Annotated in this window: 12 protein-coding genes; 3 read left to right on the forward strand and 9 right to left on the reverse strand. The window is 65.8% G+C overall.

The features are described 5' to 3' along the window. Positions 1-22: 22 nt before the first annotated feature. The 7 genes from JNL31_RS05610 to JNL31_RS05640 all read right to left on the reverse strand — a co-directional run bounded on the left by JNL31_RS05610 (position 23) and on the right by JNL31_RS05640 (position 12,925). Entirely contained in the window at positions 23-1,555 is a 1,533-nt protein-coding gene (locus tag JNL31_RS05610) for a trimethylamine methyltransferase family protein (protein WP_294970917.1), read from the reverse strand. Positions 1,556-1,659: 104 nt separating this feature from the next. Then, complete coding sequence (locus tag JNL31_RS05615) at positions 1,660-3,291, reverse strand: alpha-D-glucose phosphate-specific phosphoglucomutase (protein ID WP_294970919.1); 1,632 nt, start codon at positions 3,289-3,291, stop codon at positions 1,660-1,662. A 2-nt stretch (positions 3,292-3,293) separates the two neighbouring features. Next, positions 3,294-5,423 carry a glycogen debranching protein GlgX gene (gene glgX / locus JNL31_RS05620; RefSeq protein WP_294970921.1) on the reverse strand — a complete coding sequence of 710 codons (2,130 nt, stop codon included), beginning with the start codon at positions 5,421-5,423 and terminating at the stop codon, positions 3,294-3,296. Continuing rightward, positions 5,420-6,844, reverse strand: a complete 1,425-nt coding sequence (glgA, locus tag JNL31_RS05625; protein WP_294970923.1) for a glycogen synthase GlgA — start codon at positions 6,842-6,844, stop codon at positions 5,420-5,422. Before glgA ends, glgX begins: the two co-directional genes overlap by 4 nt. Positions 6,845-6,921: 77 nt before the next feature. Beyond that, positions 6,922-8,193 carry a glucose-1-phosphate adenylyltransferase gene (glgC, locus tag JNL31_RS05630; protein WP_294970925.1) on the reverse strand — a complete coding sequence of 424 codons (1,272 nt, stop codon included), beginning with the start codon at positions 8,191-8,193 and terminating at the stop codon, positions 6,922-6,924. A 37-nt stretch (positions 8,194-8,230) separates the two neighbouring features. Further along, positions 8,231-10,402, reverse strand: a complete 2,172-nt coding sequence (glgB, locus tag JNL31_RS05635; protein WP_294970927.1) for a 1,4-alpha-glucan branching protein GlgB — start codon at positions 10,400-10,402, stop codon at positions 8,231-8,233. Between the two features lie 21 nt (positions 10,403-10,423). Beyond that, positions 10,424-12,925 (reverse strand): glycogen/starch/alpha-glucan phosphorylase, encoded by a 2,502-nt coding sequence (locus JNL31_RS05640; RefSeq protein WP_294970928.1) that lies wholly within the window; start codon positions 12,923-12,925, stop codon positions 10,424-10,426. Between the two features lie 148 nt (positions 12,926-13,073). On the opposite strand from JNL31_RS05640, the gene JNL31_RS05645 reads away from it, so the two are divergent. Further along, positions 13,074-13,271 (forward strand): heavy-metal-associated domain-containing protein, encoded by a 198-nt coding sequence (locus JNL31_RS05645; RefSeq protein WP_294970930.1) that lies wholly within the window; start codon positions 13,074-13,076, stop codon positions 13,269-13,271. Here the strand turns inward: JNL31_RS05645 and JNL31_RS05650 are convergent. Then, positions 13,268-14,608: an FAD-binding oxidoreductase gene (locus tag JNL31_RS05650; RefSeq protein WP_294970932.1), complete on the reverse strand. Its 1,341-nt coding sequence runs from the start codon at positions 14,606-14,608 to the stop codon at positions 13,268-13,270. The genes JNL31_RS05645 and JNL31_RS05650 overlap by 4 nt on opposite strands. Continuing rightward, a complete protein-coding gene (gene argE, locus JNL31_RS05655) occupies positions 14,605-15,762 on the reverse strand; it encodes an acetylornithine deacetylase (protein ID WP_294970934.1) in 1,158 nt (385 codons plus the stop codon). Before argE ends, JNL31_RS05650 begins: the two co-directional genes overlap by 4 nt. Positions 15,763-16,011: 249 nt before the next feature. Between argE and JNL31_RS05660 the strand changes: the two genes are divergently transcribed. Both JNL31_RS05660 and JNL31_RS05665 read left to right on the forward strand, forming a co-directional pair. Continuing rightward, entirely contained in the window at positions 16,012-17,034 is a 1,023-nt protein-coding gene (locus tag JNL31_RS05660; protein WP_294970936.1) for an ABC transporter ATP-binding protein, read from the forward strand. Then, a complete protein-coding gene (locus JNL31_RS05665) occupies positions 17,027-18,097 on the forward strand; it encodes an ABC transporter ATP-binding protein (protein WP_294970938.1) in 1,071 nt (356 codons plus the stop codon). Before JNL31_RS05660 ends, JNL31_RS05665 begins: the two co-directional genes overlap by 8 nt. Positions 18,098-18,208 lie beyond the last annotated feature (111 nt).

Here is an 18,208-nt window from a genome sequence, read left to right on the forward strand (position 1 = left end):
ATTTTCTGTCCACCGTGGACAGTCAGTACCACGCATCCGCCATGCTGGCCTTCTTCCGGTCCACATAGTCATGCAGCGCCTCGCGGACTCCCTCGTCCAGCGCCGGCGCCTCGTACTCCGCCAGCCGCTTCTTCCAAAGCTTGTTGGCCCGAGACGCAGCGTCCGAAGACCCCGCCGCCTCCCATTTCTCGAAGGGCTCGTTGTCCGACAGGTCGCTGTCCCAGAAGGCCGTCTCGTAATGCTTCATCGTGTGCGAGCAGCCGAAGAAATGGTTCCCCGGCCCGACCTCGGCGAAGGCATCGACCGCCAGCTGGTCGTCGTCGATCCTGATCCCGTCCAGATAGGCATGCAGCGCCCCGCAGAGGTCGGCGTCCAGCATGAACTTCTCGTAGGACATGCTGAGAAGGCCATCCAGGAACCCCGCCGAATGCAGGATGAAGTTGGCCCCGCAGTGGACGGCGGCCAGCATCGACATCGTCCCTTCCATCATCGCCTGCCCGTCCGGCAGCTTCGAGGTGGTGAAGTTCCCCGAACAGCGCAAGGGCAGGCTCAACCGCCGGGCCAGCTGGCCGATCACCTGGCTGCCGATCGCCGGTTCCGGCGTGCCGAAGGTGGGTGAGCCGGACCGCAGCGACATCGAGGACAGGAAGTTCCCGAAGATCACCGGCGCGCCCTTCCGCTCCAGCTGGGTCAGCGCGCAGCCCGCCATCGTCTCGGCCAGGGACTGCACGATCCCGCCCGCGTTCGTCACCGGCCCCATCGCGCCGCCCAGGATGAAGGGAACGATCACCGCGGCCTGGTTCGCCCGCGCATAGGCCCGCAGCGACCTGGTCATCGTCCCGTCCCAGACCAGCGGCGAGTTCACGTTGACGTTGCCAAGGATCACGCAGTTCTGGTCGACGAAATCCGCCCCGAACAGGATACGGGCCATGTCGATGCTGTCTTCCGACCGTTCCTCGGCCGTGACCGAGCCCATGAAGGGCCGGTCGGAAAGTTCGATATGGGACAGCACCATGTCGAGGTGCCGCTTGTTCACCGCAACATCGGTGGGTTCGCAGATCGTACCGCCGGAATGGTGGAAGTTCGGGCTCGACTGCGCCAGCTTGATAAAGTTGCGGAAGTCCTCGATGGTGCCAAAGCGGCGGCCGCGGTCGAGGTCCATCACGAAGGGGCTGCCGTAGGCCGGGGCGAAGACCACGTTCTTCCCGCCGATCTGCACCGAGTGTTCGGGGTTCCTGGCGTGCTGGGTAAAGACCGGCGGCGCGGACTTCAGGATCTCGCGCAGCATCCCGGGTTCGAACTTGACCAGCAGGCCATCGACCTTCGCCCCCGCCCGCTTCCAGTGCTCCAGCGCCACCGGGTCGTCGCGGAACTCGATCCCTGTCTCGGCCAGCACGCGGTCGGCCGCCGCTTCGATCCGCAGGAGGTTCTCCTCGGACAGGACGTCATAGGTCGGGATGTTCCGCACGATATAGGGACGGCCATGCCCGCCGCCCTTCTGTGCCCGCTCCGCCTGCCGCGCCTGACGGCCCGACCGCACCCTGACTTCGCCCATCGCCGATCCTCCGCAAACTCGACAGTGGTGTCAGGTTTGTCGCTTTTCGACCATCGGTCTGGTCAAACCGCGACTCCTGAAGGTCAGAAATCGCCGGATTGCATTTAGGTGACGACATCCGGCTCGCTGCGCCCGGTGTGTGCGGCAATCCCGGCAATCCGGTGCGCCGCCCGGATCACCGGCGCCAGGGCGGACTGGGGGTCTTCGCCCAGCTCGTCCGGCCCGGTCACGAACCGCTCCAGATACAGCCGCAGCGTCGCGCCTTCGGTGCCGGTGCCCGACAGCCGGAACACCGCGCGGCTGCCGCCATCGAACAGCACCCGTACCCCCTGCTTCGTCGAGACCGAGCCGTCAACCGGGTCGGTATAGGCGAAGTCATCGGCATGGGTGACGACCAGACCGTCGAAATCCTGCCCCTTCAGCCCCGGCAGCGCCGCCCGCAGCGCGGCGAACATGGCATCGGCATTGGCGGTGTCGATCGCCTCGAAGTCGTGGCGGCTGTAGTAGTTGCGGCCGAACCGCTTGAAATGCTCGTGCAGGATCTGCGCGACACTTTCCTTCCGTACCGCCAGGATGTTCAGCCACAGAAGCACCGCCCAGAGCCCGTCCTTCTCGCGCACATGGTCGGAGCCGGTTCCAAAGCTTTCCTCGCCGCAGATCGTGGCTTTCCCTGCGTCCAGAAGGTTGCCGAAGAACTTCCACCCGGTCGGCGTTTCATAGTGGTGCACCCCCAGCGCCTCGGCGACGCGATCCGCCGCAGCCGAGGTCGGCATCGACCGCGCGATCCCCTTCAGCCCCGCCTTGTAGCCCGGCGCCAGATGGGCGTTGGCGGCCAGCACCGCCAGGCTGTCGGACGGCGAGACATAGATGCCCCGACCCACCACCATGTTGCGGTCCCCGTCACCGTCCGAAGCCGCCCCGAAGTCCGGCGCAACGGCACCGAACATCTCGTCCATCAGCGCCTTGGCCCAGGTCGGGTTCGGGTCGGGGTGCATCCCGCCGAAATCCGGCAGGGGCGTCGCGTTCACGCAGGTTCCCTTCGCCGCCCCCAGCCGGTTCTCGATGATCTCCACCGCATAGGGCCCGGTCACGGCGCACATCGAATCCATCCGCATCCGGAAGCCGCCCGCAAACATCGCCCGGATCGCGGGGAAGTCGAACAGTGTCTCCATCAGCGCGGCATAGTCCGTCACCGGATCGACCACATCGACGACCATCGCCCCAAGCTCATGACGCCCGATCCGGCCCAGATCGACATCCTGCGCCTCCAGTACCCGGTATTCGGTGATCTCGGTCGTGCGCTTGTACATTGCCTCGGTCACGCCTTCCGGCGCCGGGCCGCCGTTCGGCATGTTGAACTTGACCCCGAAATCCTCGTTCGGGCCGCCGGGGTTGTGGCTGGCGGACATGATGATCCCGCCATCGGTCTTGTTCAGCCGGATCAGGTGGCTGGCGGCAGGCGTCGACAAGATCGCCCCCTGCCCCACGATCACCCGCGCCGCCCCGTTTGCCGCCGCCATCCGCAGGATCACCTGCGCCGCGCGGTCGTTGAAATAGCGCCCGTCGCCGCCCAGCACGAAGGTCTTCCCCGCAGCGCCCACGACGTCGAAGATCGACTGGACGAAATTCTCCAGATAGTGCCGCCCCATGAAGACCGGGGTCTTCTTGCGCAAACCGCTCGTGCCGGGCTTCTGGCCCGCAATCGGCGTCGTCGCGACAGTCGTGATCTGGGTCATGGTCAAACTCCCTTGGGCTTGCCGGTCATGGACCGGAAGAGAAGAACGCAATGCGCGGGGGCTTCGGTGAAGGCCGTGGCGGGCACACCTGCCTCGGGCAGGTCGGGGCGGGTGGTGTCCAGCAGCAGCTCCCAGCCCGGTGCGCTGTCCGGCAGGTGCAGTGCGGTGGGCGCGCCGGTGTTGAAGACGGCGAAGACCGCCTCGGGGTTCGGGTCGCCGCCCTCGGCCGCCATGCGCAGCTCGACGCACAGGCAGCGGAAGGCCGGGTCATGCCATTCCTCGGACTGCGGCACCGTCCCGTTGGCACGGCGCCAGATCACGTCCGGGATCTGGTCGGACGTGCGTTTCCGGGCATGCAGGAACCGGCGTTGCCGCAGCACCGGCAGCTCCCGGCGCAGCCGCGACAGTCGTGCGACGAAGGCCAGCAGATCGACATCGGGTCTCGACCAGTCGATCCACGAGGTTTCGTTGTCCTGGGCATAGGCGTTGTTGTTGCCGCCCTGGCTATGCCCGATCTCGTCCCCGGCGAGCAGCATCGGCACGCCCTGCGACAGGAACAGCGTCGCCAGCAGGTTGCGCTTGCGCAGCCCCCGCGCCGCCAGAACCCTGGCATCCTTCGTCGGCCCCTCCACCCCCAGATTGTCCGAGTGGTTCTCGTGGTGGCCGTCGCGGTTGTCCTCGCCATTGGCGAAGTTGCGCTTGATGGTGAAGCTGACCAGGTCTTCCAGCGTGAACCCGTCATGGCTGGTAACGAAGTTCACCGAGGATGTGGCGGCCCGCCCGGAATGGTCGAAGCGTTCCGCACTGCCCAGAAGCCGGGCGGCAAGGTCGCGGGTCAACCCGGCATCGCCCTTCCAGAACCGCCGGAGCCCGTCGCGGAAGCGGTCGTTCCATTCCAGGAACGGGTGCGGATAGGCCCCCAACTGATAGCCGCCCGGGCCGATGTCCCAGGGCTCGGCGATCAGCTTGACGCGGCTCAGGACCGGGTCCTGCCGGATCGCGTCGAAAAAGCCGCCGTTCGGGTCGAACCCGTGCATCTCTCGCCCCAAGACGGTGGCGAGGTCGAAGCGGAAGCCGTCGACATGGGTCATCTCGACCCAGTAGCGCAGTGAATCCATCACCATGCGCAGGACATTCGGCTGGGTCAGGTTCAGCGTGTTGCCGGTGCCCGCATCATTGGCGTAGGTCCGCCCGCCCCCGGACAGCCGGTAATAGCTTGCGTTGTCGAGGCCGCGGAACGACAGCGTCGGCCCCCATTCGTCGCCCTCGGCGGTGTGGTTGTAGACCACGTCCAGGATCACCTCGATCCCGCCCGCGTGGAAGCGGCGGACCATGGTCTGGAACTCCCACAGCGCGCCCTGGCTCATGTAGCGCGGTTCGGGCGCGAAGAAGGCCAGCGTGTTGTAGCCCCAGTGGTTGCGCAGCCCCTTCGACACCAGAAAGCGGTCGTCGATATAGGCCTGCACCGGCAGAAGCTCGATCGCAGTGACGCCCAGCTTGTGCAGATGTTCGATCACCGGGTCCGAGGACAGGCCCAGATAAGTGCCGCGATGCCCCCTGTCGACGCCGGGATGCAGCGCGGTCATCGACTTGACATGCGCCTCGTAGATCAAGGTTTCGGCCCGGGGCGTGCGCGGGGCCTGATCGTTGCCCCAGGTGAAGGAGGCGTCGGTGACAACCGCCTTCGGCACCGCAAAGGCGCTGTCGCGGGTGTCAAAGCTCAGGTCGCCCCGGGGTGAGCCGATCTTGTAGCCCATCAGCGCATCTGACCATTTCAGCCGACCCTCCAGCGCCCGGGCATAGGGATCAAGGAGCAGTTTGTTCGGGTTGAAGCGATGCCCCTGTTCCGGCGCATAAGGCCCATGCGCGCGAAAGCCGTAGACCGTGCCCACGGTCAGCCCGCCCACATGGATGTGCCAGATGTCGCCGTCGCGGTCGCCGATGTCGAGCCGCGCCATCTCCTTGCGGCCGTCGGGGGTGAACAGGCACAGCTCGATCCGTTCGGCATGGGCGGAGAAGACGGCAAAGTTCACCCCATCGCCGGTCAGGCTCGCCCCCATCGGCCAGGGGCGGCCGGGGCTGACCGCATGGCCATGCAGCCGGACGGGCAGCGATACCGGCTGGGCTGTCACGCGGTCAGCCTTTCGTAGAGACCGGCATAGGCCTTGGCCGAGGTCTCCCATCCCACCGGATGGCCCATCGCATTGGCCCGCAGTTTCGCCCAGAGCTTCGGCTGGTGGTACAGATCCAGCAACTGCGTCAGCGCCTTGCCGAAGGCCAGCGCATCGACCGGGTGGAAGGTCACGCCCGTCGCCGCCCCCGCCGCCAGCGTCGCCGGATTCGCGCCGATCACCGTATCCGCCAGCCCGCCCACCAGCGACACCACCGGAAGGGTGCCATAGCGCAACCCGTACATCTGCGTCAGCCCGCAAGGCTCGAACCGGCTTGGCACCAGCACCGCATCAGCGCCGGAGAACAGCCGGTGGCTCAACCCCTCATCGTAGCCGATCCGCACTGCGACCCTGCCCGGGAACCGCGCGGCGAGGTTGCGCATCGCCCCCTCCATCCCCGGATCGCCCGAACCCAGAACGATCAGCCCGCCGCCGCCAAGGATGAACTCCGGGATCACCGCTGGAAGCAGGTCAATCCCCTTCTGGTCGGTCAGACGGCTGACGACGATGGCCAGCGGCCCCGGCACATCCAGCCCGAACTCCTCGCAAATCGCGGCCCGCGCCGCGGCCTTGCCCGCCATCGCCTTGCGGTCGAAGGCAGGCGTCTCGGTTGAGGGGTCCCAGACCCCGGTATCGACCCCGTTCAGGATGCCGGACACCACCGGCCCCCGCGCCGCGATCACGCCTTGCAGACCCATGCCGAATTCCGGCCGCATCAGCTCTTCGGCATAGCTGGGCGAGACTGTGGTGATCCAGTCCGCCGTCACCAGCGCCGCCTTCAGGCTGGAAATCCCGCCGTAATATTCCAGCGCCTCGGGGTGGAAGGCATGGCCGGGCAGGCGCAACACGCCCAGCATATGGGCGGGCGCCCAGCCCTGGAAGGCGATGTTGTGGACGGTGATGATCGACTTCACCCCGCCACTGCCATGATAGGCCAGATAGGCCGGCGCAAGGCCCGCCTGCCAGTCATGCGCGTGCAGCACGTCGGGTTTCCAGCCCGCCAGCCCCTCGCGCGCGATGCGGGCGCCGACCCAGGACAGCGCGGCAAAGCGGATCGCGTTGTCCGGATGCTCGCCGGTGGGGCCGGAATAGGGCCCGCCCTCGCGGTCATAAAGATGCGGCGCGTCGAGGAGCAGAAGCGGCACCCCAGCCACCTCGCCCGCCAGAACCCGCCCCGGCCCGCCCCAGAGATCGGCCTCTTCCCAGACCACGGGCCAGTCCTTCGACTGCGCCCGCAAGCTGCGGTAGGCGGGCAAAAGCACCCGCATGTCCCAGCCCGTCTCCGCCAGCGCCCCCGGCAGCGCGCCGACCACATCCGCCAGACCGCCGGTCTTGACCAGCGGAACGCATTCCGACGCCACCGACAGAACCCGACCGCCCATTTGCCTTGCCTTTCAAAAGCTTCCCGCCCGGAGTTAAGCCAATTTCCCGGGCAGCGTCCAGTCCCGTGGCCTGCGCGTCAGCCGAGCGCCTTGGCCCGCGCGTCCAGCATCTCCTGCGTGATCAGCACGATACCCCCTTCGGACCGGCGGAACCACTTGGCATCGGCCTCTGCATCCTCGCCGATCACCAGACCTTCCGGGATCACCACCCCGCGATCAATCACGCAGTTCTTCAACTGCGCCTTGCGGTTGACCGTCACCTGCGGCAGCGCCACCACATATTCCAGGCTGGAATAGGAATGCGTCCTGACTCCGGTGAACAACAGGCTGTTCGACACCGCCGAGCCCGAGACGATGCAATCCCCCGACACCAGAGACGACACCGCCGATCCGCGCCGCCCGTCCTCGTCATGGATGAACTTCGCGGGGGGCACGATCTCGGCATAGGTCCAGATCGGCCAGGCGCTGTCGTAGAGGTCCAGCTTCGGGATGAAATCCGTCAGGTCGATGTTGGCCTGCCAGAAAGCGTCGATGGTCCCGACGTCACGCCAGTAGGGCTCGGTCTCAAGGCCGCTCATCACGCAGCTGTCCGAGAACTTGTGCGCCACCGCCTTTCCGTTCTTCACAATGTTCGGGATCAGGTCGAAGCCGAAGTCATGCGTGGAATTGTCATCCTGCATGTCGCGGATCAGAAGATCGCGCAGGAAGGCCCAGTCGAAGACATAGATCCCCATGCTGGCAAGCGCATGGTCCGGGTCGCCCGGGATCGATGGCGGGTCCTTCGGTTTCTCCAGGAAATCGGTGATCCGCATCGTCTTGTCGACATGCATCACGCCGAAGGCGCGGGCCTCCATCCGGGGCACTACGAGACAACCGATGGTCACGTCCGCCCCGGCCTCGACATGCTGGCGCAGCATCACCTCGTAGTCCATCTTGTAGATGTGATCGCCCGCCAGCACGATCACATAGCTGATGCCGTAGCTGTCGATGATGTCGATGTTCTGCGCGATCGCATCCGCGGTGCCGCGATACCAGTTCACCTCGTCCATCCGCTGGCTGGCAGGCAGGATGTCCAGGTATTCGTTCCGCTCGGCCCGGAAAAAGCCCCAGCCGCGCTGGACGTGGCGGATCAGGCTGTGCGCCTTGTATTGCGTGGCAATCGCCATCTTGCGGATACCGGAGTTCAGCGCATTCGACAGCGCGAAGTCGATGATCCGCGTCTTGCCGCCGAAATAGACCGCCGGTTTCGCCCGCCGGTCGGTCAGTTCCTTCAATCGGCTGCCGCGCCCCCCGGCCAGGACGAAAGCCATGGCCTGCGAAGACAGGCGCTGGTTCGGTCTTGCTTTCATGGTCTTCCCTCCCCTGTGGCGGTTCGCCCGCCCCTGTTCAGTCCTGTTGCAGATAGATCGCCGACAACGGCGGCAGCGTGACCAGCGCCGATTGCGTCTGGCCGTGCCAGGGTGTCTTCTCCGTGGCCACCCCTCCCAGGTTGCCCCGGTTGCCCCCGCCATAGACCTCGGCATCGGTGTTCAGGATTTCGCGCCACTTGCCCGCATGTGGCAGCCCAAGCCGGTACTTGCGCTCCAGCGGCGTCATGTTGACGACGGCCACAACCGGCTTGTCCGAGTCCCCCCCCTTGCGGACCCAGGCATAGACCCCGGCTTCCGCATCGTTGGATTCAATCCACTGGAACCCCTCGGGCCGCGTGTCGTTCACATGCAGCGCGCGAGTATCGCGGTAGACCCGGTTCAGGTCGCGAACCAGCCGCTGCATGCCCTTATGTTCCGCAATATCAAGCTGATGCCAGTCGAGGCTCTGGTTGTTGTTCCACTCTGCCCCTTGCGCGAACTCCTGCCCCATGAACAGAAGTTTCTTGCCCGGATGCGCCCACATGAAGCCGTAATAGGCCCGCAGGTTGGCGAACTTTTCCCACCCGTTGCCGGGCATCTTCGACAGCATGCTGCCCTTGCCGTGGACAACCTCGTCATGGGAAATCGGCAGTATGTAATTCTCCGACCAGGCATAGACCAGGCCAAAGGTCATCTGGTGGTGGTGGTACTTCCGGTAGATCGGGTCCTTCTGGATGTAGGACAGGGTGTCGTTCATCCACCCCATGTTCCACTTGAACCCGAACCCCAGCCCGCCCCAGTTTGCCGGTCGCGACACGCCGGGAAAGGCGGTCGATTCTTCGGCAATCGTCATGATCCCGGGACATTCGCCATAGGCGGTGATATTGGTCGACCGCAGGACGTCGATCGCCTCGTAATTCTCGCGGCCGCCATCCTTGTTCGGCACCCATTCGCCGTGCTTGCGGGAATAGTCGCGGTAGAGCATGGAGGCCACCGCATCCACCCGCAACCCGTCGATGTGGTATTCTTCCAGCCAATACAAGGCGTTGGAGACGAGGTAGTTCTTCACCTCGACCCGGCCATAGTTGTAGATCAGCGTGTTCCAGTCCTGATGGAACCCCTCGCGCGGGTCCTGGTGTTCATAGAGAGCGGTCCCGTCGAACCGCCCCAGCCCATGCGGGTCGGTCGGGAAATGCCCCGGCACCCAGTCGAGGATCACCCCCAGCCCCTTCCGGTGCGCCGCATCGACGAAGGCGCGGAATTCGCTGGGCGTGCCGTGCCGGATCGTGGGCGCGAACATGCCGACCGGCTGATAACCCCAGGACCCGTCGAACGGATATTCGCTGACCGGCAGGCATTCGATATGGGTGAAGCCCATGTCGGCGGCATAATCGACCAGCTGCTCGGCCAGTTCCTCATAGCTCAGCATCCGGTTTCCCGGCGCCCGCTTCCACGACCCCAGATGCACCTCGTAGACCGAAATCGGCGCGTCCGTCGTGTGCTTTTCGGCGCGCGCGGACATCCAAGCGCCGTCATTCCAGTCGCCCCGGATTGTCCTGACGACAGAAGCATTTGCCGGCGGATGTTCAGAGCCGAACCCCACCGGATCGGCCTTCAAGGGCATCACCGCCCCGCCCGGCCCCTTGATCTCGTATTTGTAGGCCGTGCCTTCCCCCAGACCAGGAATGAAGATCTCCCACACCCCCGTCGCGCCCCTCCGACGCATCGCGTTCCGCCGCCCGTCCCAGACGTTGAAATCGCCCACAACGGAAACCCGCTCCGCATTCGGTGCCCAGACCGCGAAATGGACGCCATCGACGCCCTCATGCGCGAGCACATGCGCGCCGAGCGCCTGCCACAAGCGGCGGTGGCTGCCTTCGCCCAGCAGGTACTCGTCCATCTCCCCCAGCACCGGACCGAACCGATAGGGGTCCTCGAATTCCCACGTATTTCCATGACCTTCCGCGCGGAACCTGTAGTTCCCCTTCCGTGCCATCGGCACGGTGAACAGGCCCGGCAGCCCGGGATATGCCGCCGCCTCCACCACCGTCTTGCCGGTCAGAAGCCACAGCCGATCCGCCCCCGGCACGAAGGCCCGGACCTCCCAGCCCTTCGCCGCCTTGTGCGGTCCCAGCACGCCGAAGGGATCACCATGCCAGCCCCCGGCAATCGCCTCGGCCGCGCCCCTGTCCAGTGTCGTCTCAGCCATGCTCTCCTCCCCGAAAGCGCGTCAGAGTGCGGATGTCGCCTGCCAGATCTCGTCCATGTAGCTGCGGATCGTCCGGTCGGAGGAGAAGAACCCGCTCCGCGCCGTGTTCAGCGCCGCCATCTTCCACCAGCGGTCCGGATCGGCATAGGCCGCATCAACCTGCGCCTGCGCCGCGTGATAGGCCGCGAAGTCCGAGGCGACCAGGAAATAGTCCGAATGCCAGATGCCATGGACAAGGCCATGGTAGCGCCCCGGCTCATCCGGAGAGAAGCGCCCCTCGGCGATCATCTGGAGAACATCAAGCAAAGGCTGGCTGGCTTCGATCGCTTTCTTCGCGTGATCCGGGTCCTCGCGGCGTTTCGCCACCTCTTCGGCGGTCAGGCCGAACAGGAAGAAGTTCTCCGCGCCAACCTCTTGCAATATCTCGACATTCGCGCCGTCGAGCGTGCCGATGGTCACGGCCCCGTTCATCATGAATTTCATGTTCCCGGTGCCCGAAGCCTCTTTCCCGGCCGTGGAAATCTGCTCCGACAGGTCGGACGCCGGGATCACCCGTTCCGCCATTGTCACGTTGTAGTTCGCCGGATAGACGATCTTCAGCAGGTCCTTCGTGACCGCATCGCTGTTAACAACCACCGCCACGTCATTGATAAGCCTGATGATTTCCTTCGCCACCGCATAACCCGGCGCGGCCTTCCCGCCGAAAACCTTCACCCGGGGCACCCATGGCCCTTTCGGGTTCGACCGCACCCGATGCCAGTGTGCAATCGTTTCCAGGATGTTCAGAAGCTGCCGCTTGTATTCGTGGATGCGCTTGATCTGCACGTCGAACAGCGCGTCGGGCGATACGGCAATCCCCATCTCGCGTCCGATCCAGTTCGACAGCGCCACCTTGTTCTCGCGCTTGGCTGCGGCGAAATCCGCCCGGAAGCCTGCCTCCGCCACATGCGGCTCCAGCTCGCGCAGGCGGTCCAGATCAGCCTCCCAGCCGGTCCCGATGGTCTTCGTGATCAAGGCCGACAAGGGCCGGTTCGCCATCCGCAGCCAGCGCCGGGGGGTCACGCCGTTGGTCTGGTTGATGATCCGCCCCGGATGCAGCCCGTTCAGTTCCGGGAACAGGTTCTTCTTGACCAGGTCCGAATGCAGCGCCGAAACCCCGTTCACCTTGTGCGACATGATGAAGGCCAGCTCCCCCATCCGCACTTCCTGATGCTTGACGATCCCGACATAATGCGGCCGGTTCGGATAGGCGCGGCGGTGCCAGCTGTCGATCCGCTCGACGATCTGCATGTGGCGCGGCAGCACGTTGCCGAACATGAAAGTCGCCCATTTTTCAAGCGCTTCCGGCAACAACGTGTGGTTGGTATACCCCAGGCAGGCCCGCGCGATGGTCAGCGCCTCGTCGAACTCCAGCCCATGCTCGTCGGTCAGCAGCCGGATCAGCTCCGGCCCGGCGATCGCCGGATGCGTGTCGTTCATCTGGATCGCCACATGCCGGGGCAGCGCCCGCAGGTCAGAATGGTTCGCAAGGTAGCGCCGCAGGATGTCCTGCAAGGCCGCCGAGGTCAGGAAGAACTCCTGCTTCAGCCGCAGCTCCTTGCCCTGATAGGTCGTGTCATCGGGATACAGCACGCGGGAAAGCGTGCGGGCCAGCGTCTCCGGTTCCGCCGCCGCCGTGTAGTCGCCGCGGTTGAAGCGTTCGAGGTCGAAATTCCGCGTCCCCTTCGCCCCCCAGAGCCGCAAGGTATTGGCCCATTTGCCCTGCCAGCCTATGACCGGCGTGTCGTAGGCTTCCGCCGTCACAGTCTCTTGCGGCACCCAGATCTCGCGCCCGTCACGGGTCTCGACGCCACCCTTGAAGCCCACGGTATAGGCGCTTTCCGGACGGGCGAATTCCCAGGGGTGGGCCTGCGCCAGCCAGTTTTCCGGCGTCTCGATCTGGCGACCCTGATCGAAATGCTGGCGGAAAAGCCCGTGTTCGTAGCGGATGCCATAGCCATAGGCGGGGCACCCAAGCGTCGCCATCGATTCCATGAAACAGGCCGCGAGGCGCCCCAGGCCGCCGTTCCCCAGCGCCGCGTCGGGCTCGTCGTCGATCACCACCCGGATGTCCTGGCCGAAATGCGCCATCGCTTCGGCGGCCATGTCATAAAGGCCGAGGTTGATCATCGCATCCTCCAGGATGCGGCCGATCAGGAATTCCATCGACAGGTAGTAGACGCGCTTGCGGTCCTCGGCCCAGGTGCGGCGGGTCGAGGCGAACCACGGTTCGACGATCTCGTCCCGGATGGCGTGCGACAGCGCCATCCGCCAGTCATGCGGGCTGGCGTGGGGGGCATCCTTGCCCACGGTAAAGGTCAGGTGGCGCAGGATGCTGGCCTGCAGGATGTTCGGGGTCACGCTCAGATCGGTCACGGGCTTGTCCAGCAATGTCTTCTCCTGAGAAAGCCTAAGCGCCACGGGGCGACGGTCAAGCGGGCTTTCGATGGCGGCAGTTGGGAACGTCTCTGTTACCGCAAACATTCCCCCTGTCTAGGCGGTTTAAAGCGATTTGGAAACGTGATTCGCCGAATTTTCCGGCGGCGCGGCCTTGAAGACGCGCCCTCTGCACGTCACCTCTTGACGCGGACGCACGGGTCTGGACCATGCGACCGCAGCAAGAGGCCCCAGGATGACCACGCTTTCCGTCCCCGACATGAGCTGCAATCACTGCAGGATGACCGTTGAATCAGCGCTCGCCGGTGTCCCGCAGGCCGGCGCCGTGACCGTCGACCTGACGAACCGCAAGGTTCGGGTCGCAGGCCCCGCCCCGGCCGAGGCGCTGATCCAGGCACTGGACAAGGTGGGCTATCCGGCGACAGTGGACTAAAGGCTGGGGCCGGGCTCGATCCTGCTGCCGTCGCTGAACCGCGACCACCGGAAGCGGCTCAGGTCATGCCCGGTCGGTCGCCCCATCACCAGATCAGAAACGACGCGCCCCATGCCGGGACCGATGCCGAAGCCATGCCCGCTCATCCCGGTGGCGATGGTCAGGCCGGGGATCGGGGCGTGGTCCACCACAGGCACCACATCCGGCAGGCTGTCGATCATTCCGGCCCAGGCCGTCTTGAGCTTCGGTCGGCCGAGCGCGGGAAAGGCCTTGGCAAAGCTGTCCTGCACCTGGGAAAGCGTTGCCATGTTCGGCGCCGGATTCAGGATGCGCTGGCGCTCGAACGGACTCTCGGCATCCAGCGCCCAGCGACGCGGGGTGCCCCAGGCGTCGGGAAAGCCCTTCGGCGCCGCGAGACGGAAGGTCGTCGACCGGAAGTCCTTCTTCAGGATCGTCAGATAGTACTTCAGGCTCGCAAAGGCGCCCCGGCCGATGAAGAAATCGTGCTCCCCTCCCGGTGCGATGGAATAGCCACCATCCGCCCGGCGGCGGAAGGCGAAATCGTCGTCCGCCGCGTTGCCGGGAAATATCTCCGGCATCGGCACGGTCGCCGCGACGGAAGCCAGCACCGACAGCTGCGGAATGTGGACGCCGTGACGGTCGAGCAGCAACCGTGACCATGCCCCCGCCGCGACCACCACATGATCGCAGACGATCCGGCCCGCCTCCGTCACCACCCCCGCAACCCGCCCCGCCGCAAGGTCCAGCCCCCGCACCGCACAGGCCTCGCGGATCACCACGCCCATCTCTGCCGCCCGCGCCGCCAGCGCTGGCACCGCAACCCAAGGTTCAGCCCTTGCATCCGATGCCGTGAAAAGCCCGCCTTGCCACGGCGCGACTGCCCCCTTCAGCATCGCCATCGTCTCGGCAGCCGTCAGAAGCCGCGTGTCGAGCTGGTGCGCGCGCGCATGTTCGCTCCAGGCCTCGAACCCCGCGATCTCGACCTCGGTCTTCGCCATGTAGAGGACGCCCGTCTGGCGGAACCCAAGCGCGTCCCCCATCTCGGCGGCCAGACGCTTCCAGATCGCCAGGCTTTCCACCATGATCGGCAACTCGCCCGGATCGCGGCCCTGCTGGCGCACCCAGCCCCAGTTGCGGCTCGATTGCTCGCCCGCGATCCGGCCCTTCTCGCACAGCACCACCGACAGCCCGCTTTCCGCGAGGTGCCAGGCGGTCATCACCCCGATCACGCCCCCGCCGATCACCACCACATCGGCGCGCCCAGGCAGGGTCGCGGCGAACCGCACGGGCGAGGCTTCGGAGATCCGGAAGCTCACGCCAGCCGCTCCAAGAGCCGCTCCATGAACCGCTGTCCCGCCTCGAATTCGGAAACCTCCAGGTATTCATCCGGCTGATGCGCCTGCGCGATGTCGCCCGGCCCGCAGACCGCCGCCGAATAGCCCGCGTCCTGGAATTGCCCGGCCTCGGTGCCATAAGACACCACCCCCGCCGCATTCTCCCCCGTCAGCGCCCGCGCCAAAGCCTCCGCCTCGCCCTCCACCTCGGGCCGCAGCGCCGAGACGTTGAAGAACCGCTCCAGATGCACCCCCGCCTCGGGCCGCCGCGCCTTCAGCGCCGCATCCAGCCGCTCCGCCGCCGCCCGGAACCTCCCGGCGCGAGCTTCCACATCGTCATCCGGCACGCAACGCATCTCCACCGCGAAGCGGCAGTCGGCGGCGGTGATGTTGTCCGCCGTCCCGCCCTGGATGCGCCCGACATGCAGCGTCGTGAACGGCGGATGGAACCGCCCCCCGACCGCCCCCCTCGGCGCCGCCTGGATCGCCTCGTTCTCGTCATTGACCCAACTGATCAGCCGCGCCGCCTCCATCACCGCCGACACGCCTTCGGGCAGCAGAGACGAATGCACCTCATACCCCTTCACATGCACGTTGTAGCCGGTCCCGCCCTTGTGCCCGGTGATCACCTTCATCCGCGACGGCTCGCCGATCAGCGCCACCGCGCCCTTCGGCACCACCCCCTGCATCGTCTCGATCATCGGCGGAGCGCCCGTGCAGCCCAGCTCCTCGTCATAGGACAGTGCCAACTGCAAGGGCCGTGCCACTCCCCGCCGCTCAGCCTCGACCAGCGCCCAGACCGCCAGCGCCACATAGCCCTTCATGTCGCAGGTCCCGCGCCCGTAAAGCCGCCCCTCCCGCTCCACCACCACCCAGGGGTCCGAGGTCCAGGCCTGCCCGTCGACCGGCACCACGTCGGAATGACCTGACAACACCACCGCGCCCTCGATCCACGGCCCCGCATGGCCAATCAGCGCTGCTTTCTGCCGATCCTCGTTCCAGTGCCGGAAGCATTTCACCCCCTGCCCCGACAGGTATCCTTCCAGCCAGTCGACCAGCGCCAGGTTCGATTCGCGACTCACCGTCGGAAAGCTGACCAACTGATCCAGAATCTGACGCGGCGTCAGCACTTCCATCGCGATTTCCCTTGCCAGAACACCATTTGGCAGCCAGCCTGTCCCTGGGTGCCGGGTGAGTCAATATCTGGCAGATTGACGCGAAGATCAGTCATTCTGCCGGGTGAACAGTCTGGAATCGCACCGCAAATCGGGATTGATAGAAGGCCGGGAATCGGAAAGAGTTGAAGACCAACGGGCAACCAAAGGTTGTCAGGCTGAAAAAACAGCCAATAATAACAAGACCTAAGAAGTCGCGGGGAGTAATGAATGGCCGATGGGGCCGCGTCCGTCCTTGATGTCAGGGACCTCAAGACCGTTTTCCGCACCCGCGGCGGCGAAATCCACGCCGTCAATGACGTGAGCTTCCACCTGAAGCCCGGCGAATTGCTGGGCGTGGTGGGGGAAAGCGGCTCGGGCAAGTCGGTCACCATGATGTCGCTTCTGCGGCTCCTGCCCGCGCCGCCGGCCGATATCCGCAGCGGCAAGGTGCTCCTGAACGGCAAGGACCTTCTGGCGATGTCGGACGACCAGTTGCGCGCCGTGCGCGGCGCCAAGGTCGGCTTCGTCTTCCAGGACCCGATGACCTCGCTGAACCCGGTCTTCACGCTGGGCAACCAGATCATGGAACCGCTGATCAAGCACCTGAAGATGACCAAGGCCCAGGCCGAAACCCGGGCGGTGGAACTTCTGGACCTGGTCGGCATCCCCGACGCGAAACATCGTCTCTACCAGTATCCGCACCAGTTTTCCGGCGGGATGCGCCAGCGGGTGATGATCGCCATCGCGCTGGCCTGCGACCCCGACGTGCTGATCGCCGACGAACCCACGACCGCGCTCGACGTCACCATCCAGGCGCAGATCCTGGAGCTGGTGAAGGAACTGCGCCGCAAGTTGGGCATGGCGATCATCTGGATCACGCATGACCTTGGCGTCATCGCCGGAATCGCCGACCGGGTGATGGTGATGTATGGCGGCCAGATCGTCGAACATGCCCCGGTGAAGGAACTGTTCGCCAATCCGCAGCACCCCTACACCCGCGCCCTCCTCCAGACGATCCCCCGCATCACCGGCGACCGGGAAACCCGGCTGAAGGTGATCGAGGGCCAGCCCCCCATTCTTTCCGGCCCGCTGACCGCCTGCCCGTTCCGCGCCCGCTGCGAATACCGCTTCGACGCCTGCGACGCCGCCAATCCGGCCCGCCGCGCCGTCGATGGCCAGCCCATCGGCCAGGGTCACGACGTCGCCTGCCACTGGACCGCCCCGGCACGGCAGGAGCCCGCCCATGCTTGACGCCGCTCCCGCCCCGCTCGTGCAGGTCCGGGACCTGAAGATGCACTTCCCGATCTATACGGGCATCTTCCGCAAGCACACCGGCGACGTGAAGGCGGTGGACGGGGTGTCCTTCGACATCATGGCCGGGCAGACCCTGGGCCTTGTCGGCGAATCCGGCTGCGGCAAGTCGACCGTGGGCCGCGCCATGCTGCGGCTCTACGAACCCACTGCGGGCCGGGTGGTGATCGACGGTGACGATGTGGCCCGCATGGCGCCCGAAGCGCTGCGCAAGAAGCGCCCGACCATGCAGATGGTCTTTCAGGACCCGCAGGCCAGCCTCAACCCCCGCATGACGCTGGCCGAAATCGTCAGCGAACCCCTGGACGAACACACCGACTGGACCCGCGACCAGAAGCTGGAACGGGTTTACGAGCTGATGGACCAGGTCGGCCTCAACCGCCGCTTCGTGAACCGCTTCCCGCATGAATTCTCCGGCGGCCAGCGCCAGCGCATCGGCATCGCCCGCGCCCTTGCCCTGAAGCCCCGCTTCATCGTCTGCGACGAACCCATCGCCGCGCTCGACGTGTCGATCCAGGCGCAGGTGGTGAACCTCTTGGAGGACCTGCAGGAAAAGCTGGGCCTGACCTATCTCTTCATCAGCCACGACCTCTCGATGGTCCGCCACCTCGCCCAGAAGGTCGCGGTGATGTATCTGGGCCGGATCGCCGAACTGTCGCCGTCCAAGGACCTCTACCGCCGCCCGCTGCATCCCTATGCCGAGGCGCTCCTGTCGGCGGTGAACGAGCCCGACCCCGAGCTTGCCGCGCGGCGCAACCGGATCATCCTGAAGGGCGACGTGCCCTCTCCGGCCAACCCACCCAAGGGCTGCAACTTCTGCACTCGCTGCCCGAAGGTGATGGACATCTGCCGCACGGTGAAGCCCGACCTGCTGGAGGTCGAGCCGGGCCGCCTGGTTGCCTGCCATCTTTACCCGACAAAAACCGCCGCCGGATCAACCGGCGCGTCCGAGGCCGCCGTACTCAAGAACCAAGAGCGTAACCAACAAGGAGAGACCCGATGAAAATGAGAGCCGCCCTTCTGGGCGCAGTGGCCGTGATGGGGCTTGCCCCCGCGGCCTTTGCCGATCGCGGCACCGACGGCGAGGTGAAGCTCACCTTCCCGCAGGCCGTGT

The sequence above is a fragment of the Tabrizicola sp. genome (assembly GCF_016792905.1).
Lineage (GTDB): Bacteria > Pseudomonadota > Alphaproteobacteria > Rhodobacterales > Rhodobacteraceae > Tabrizicola.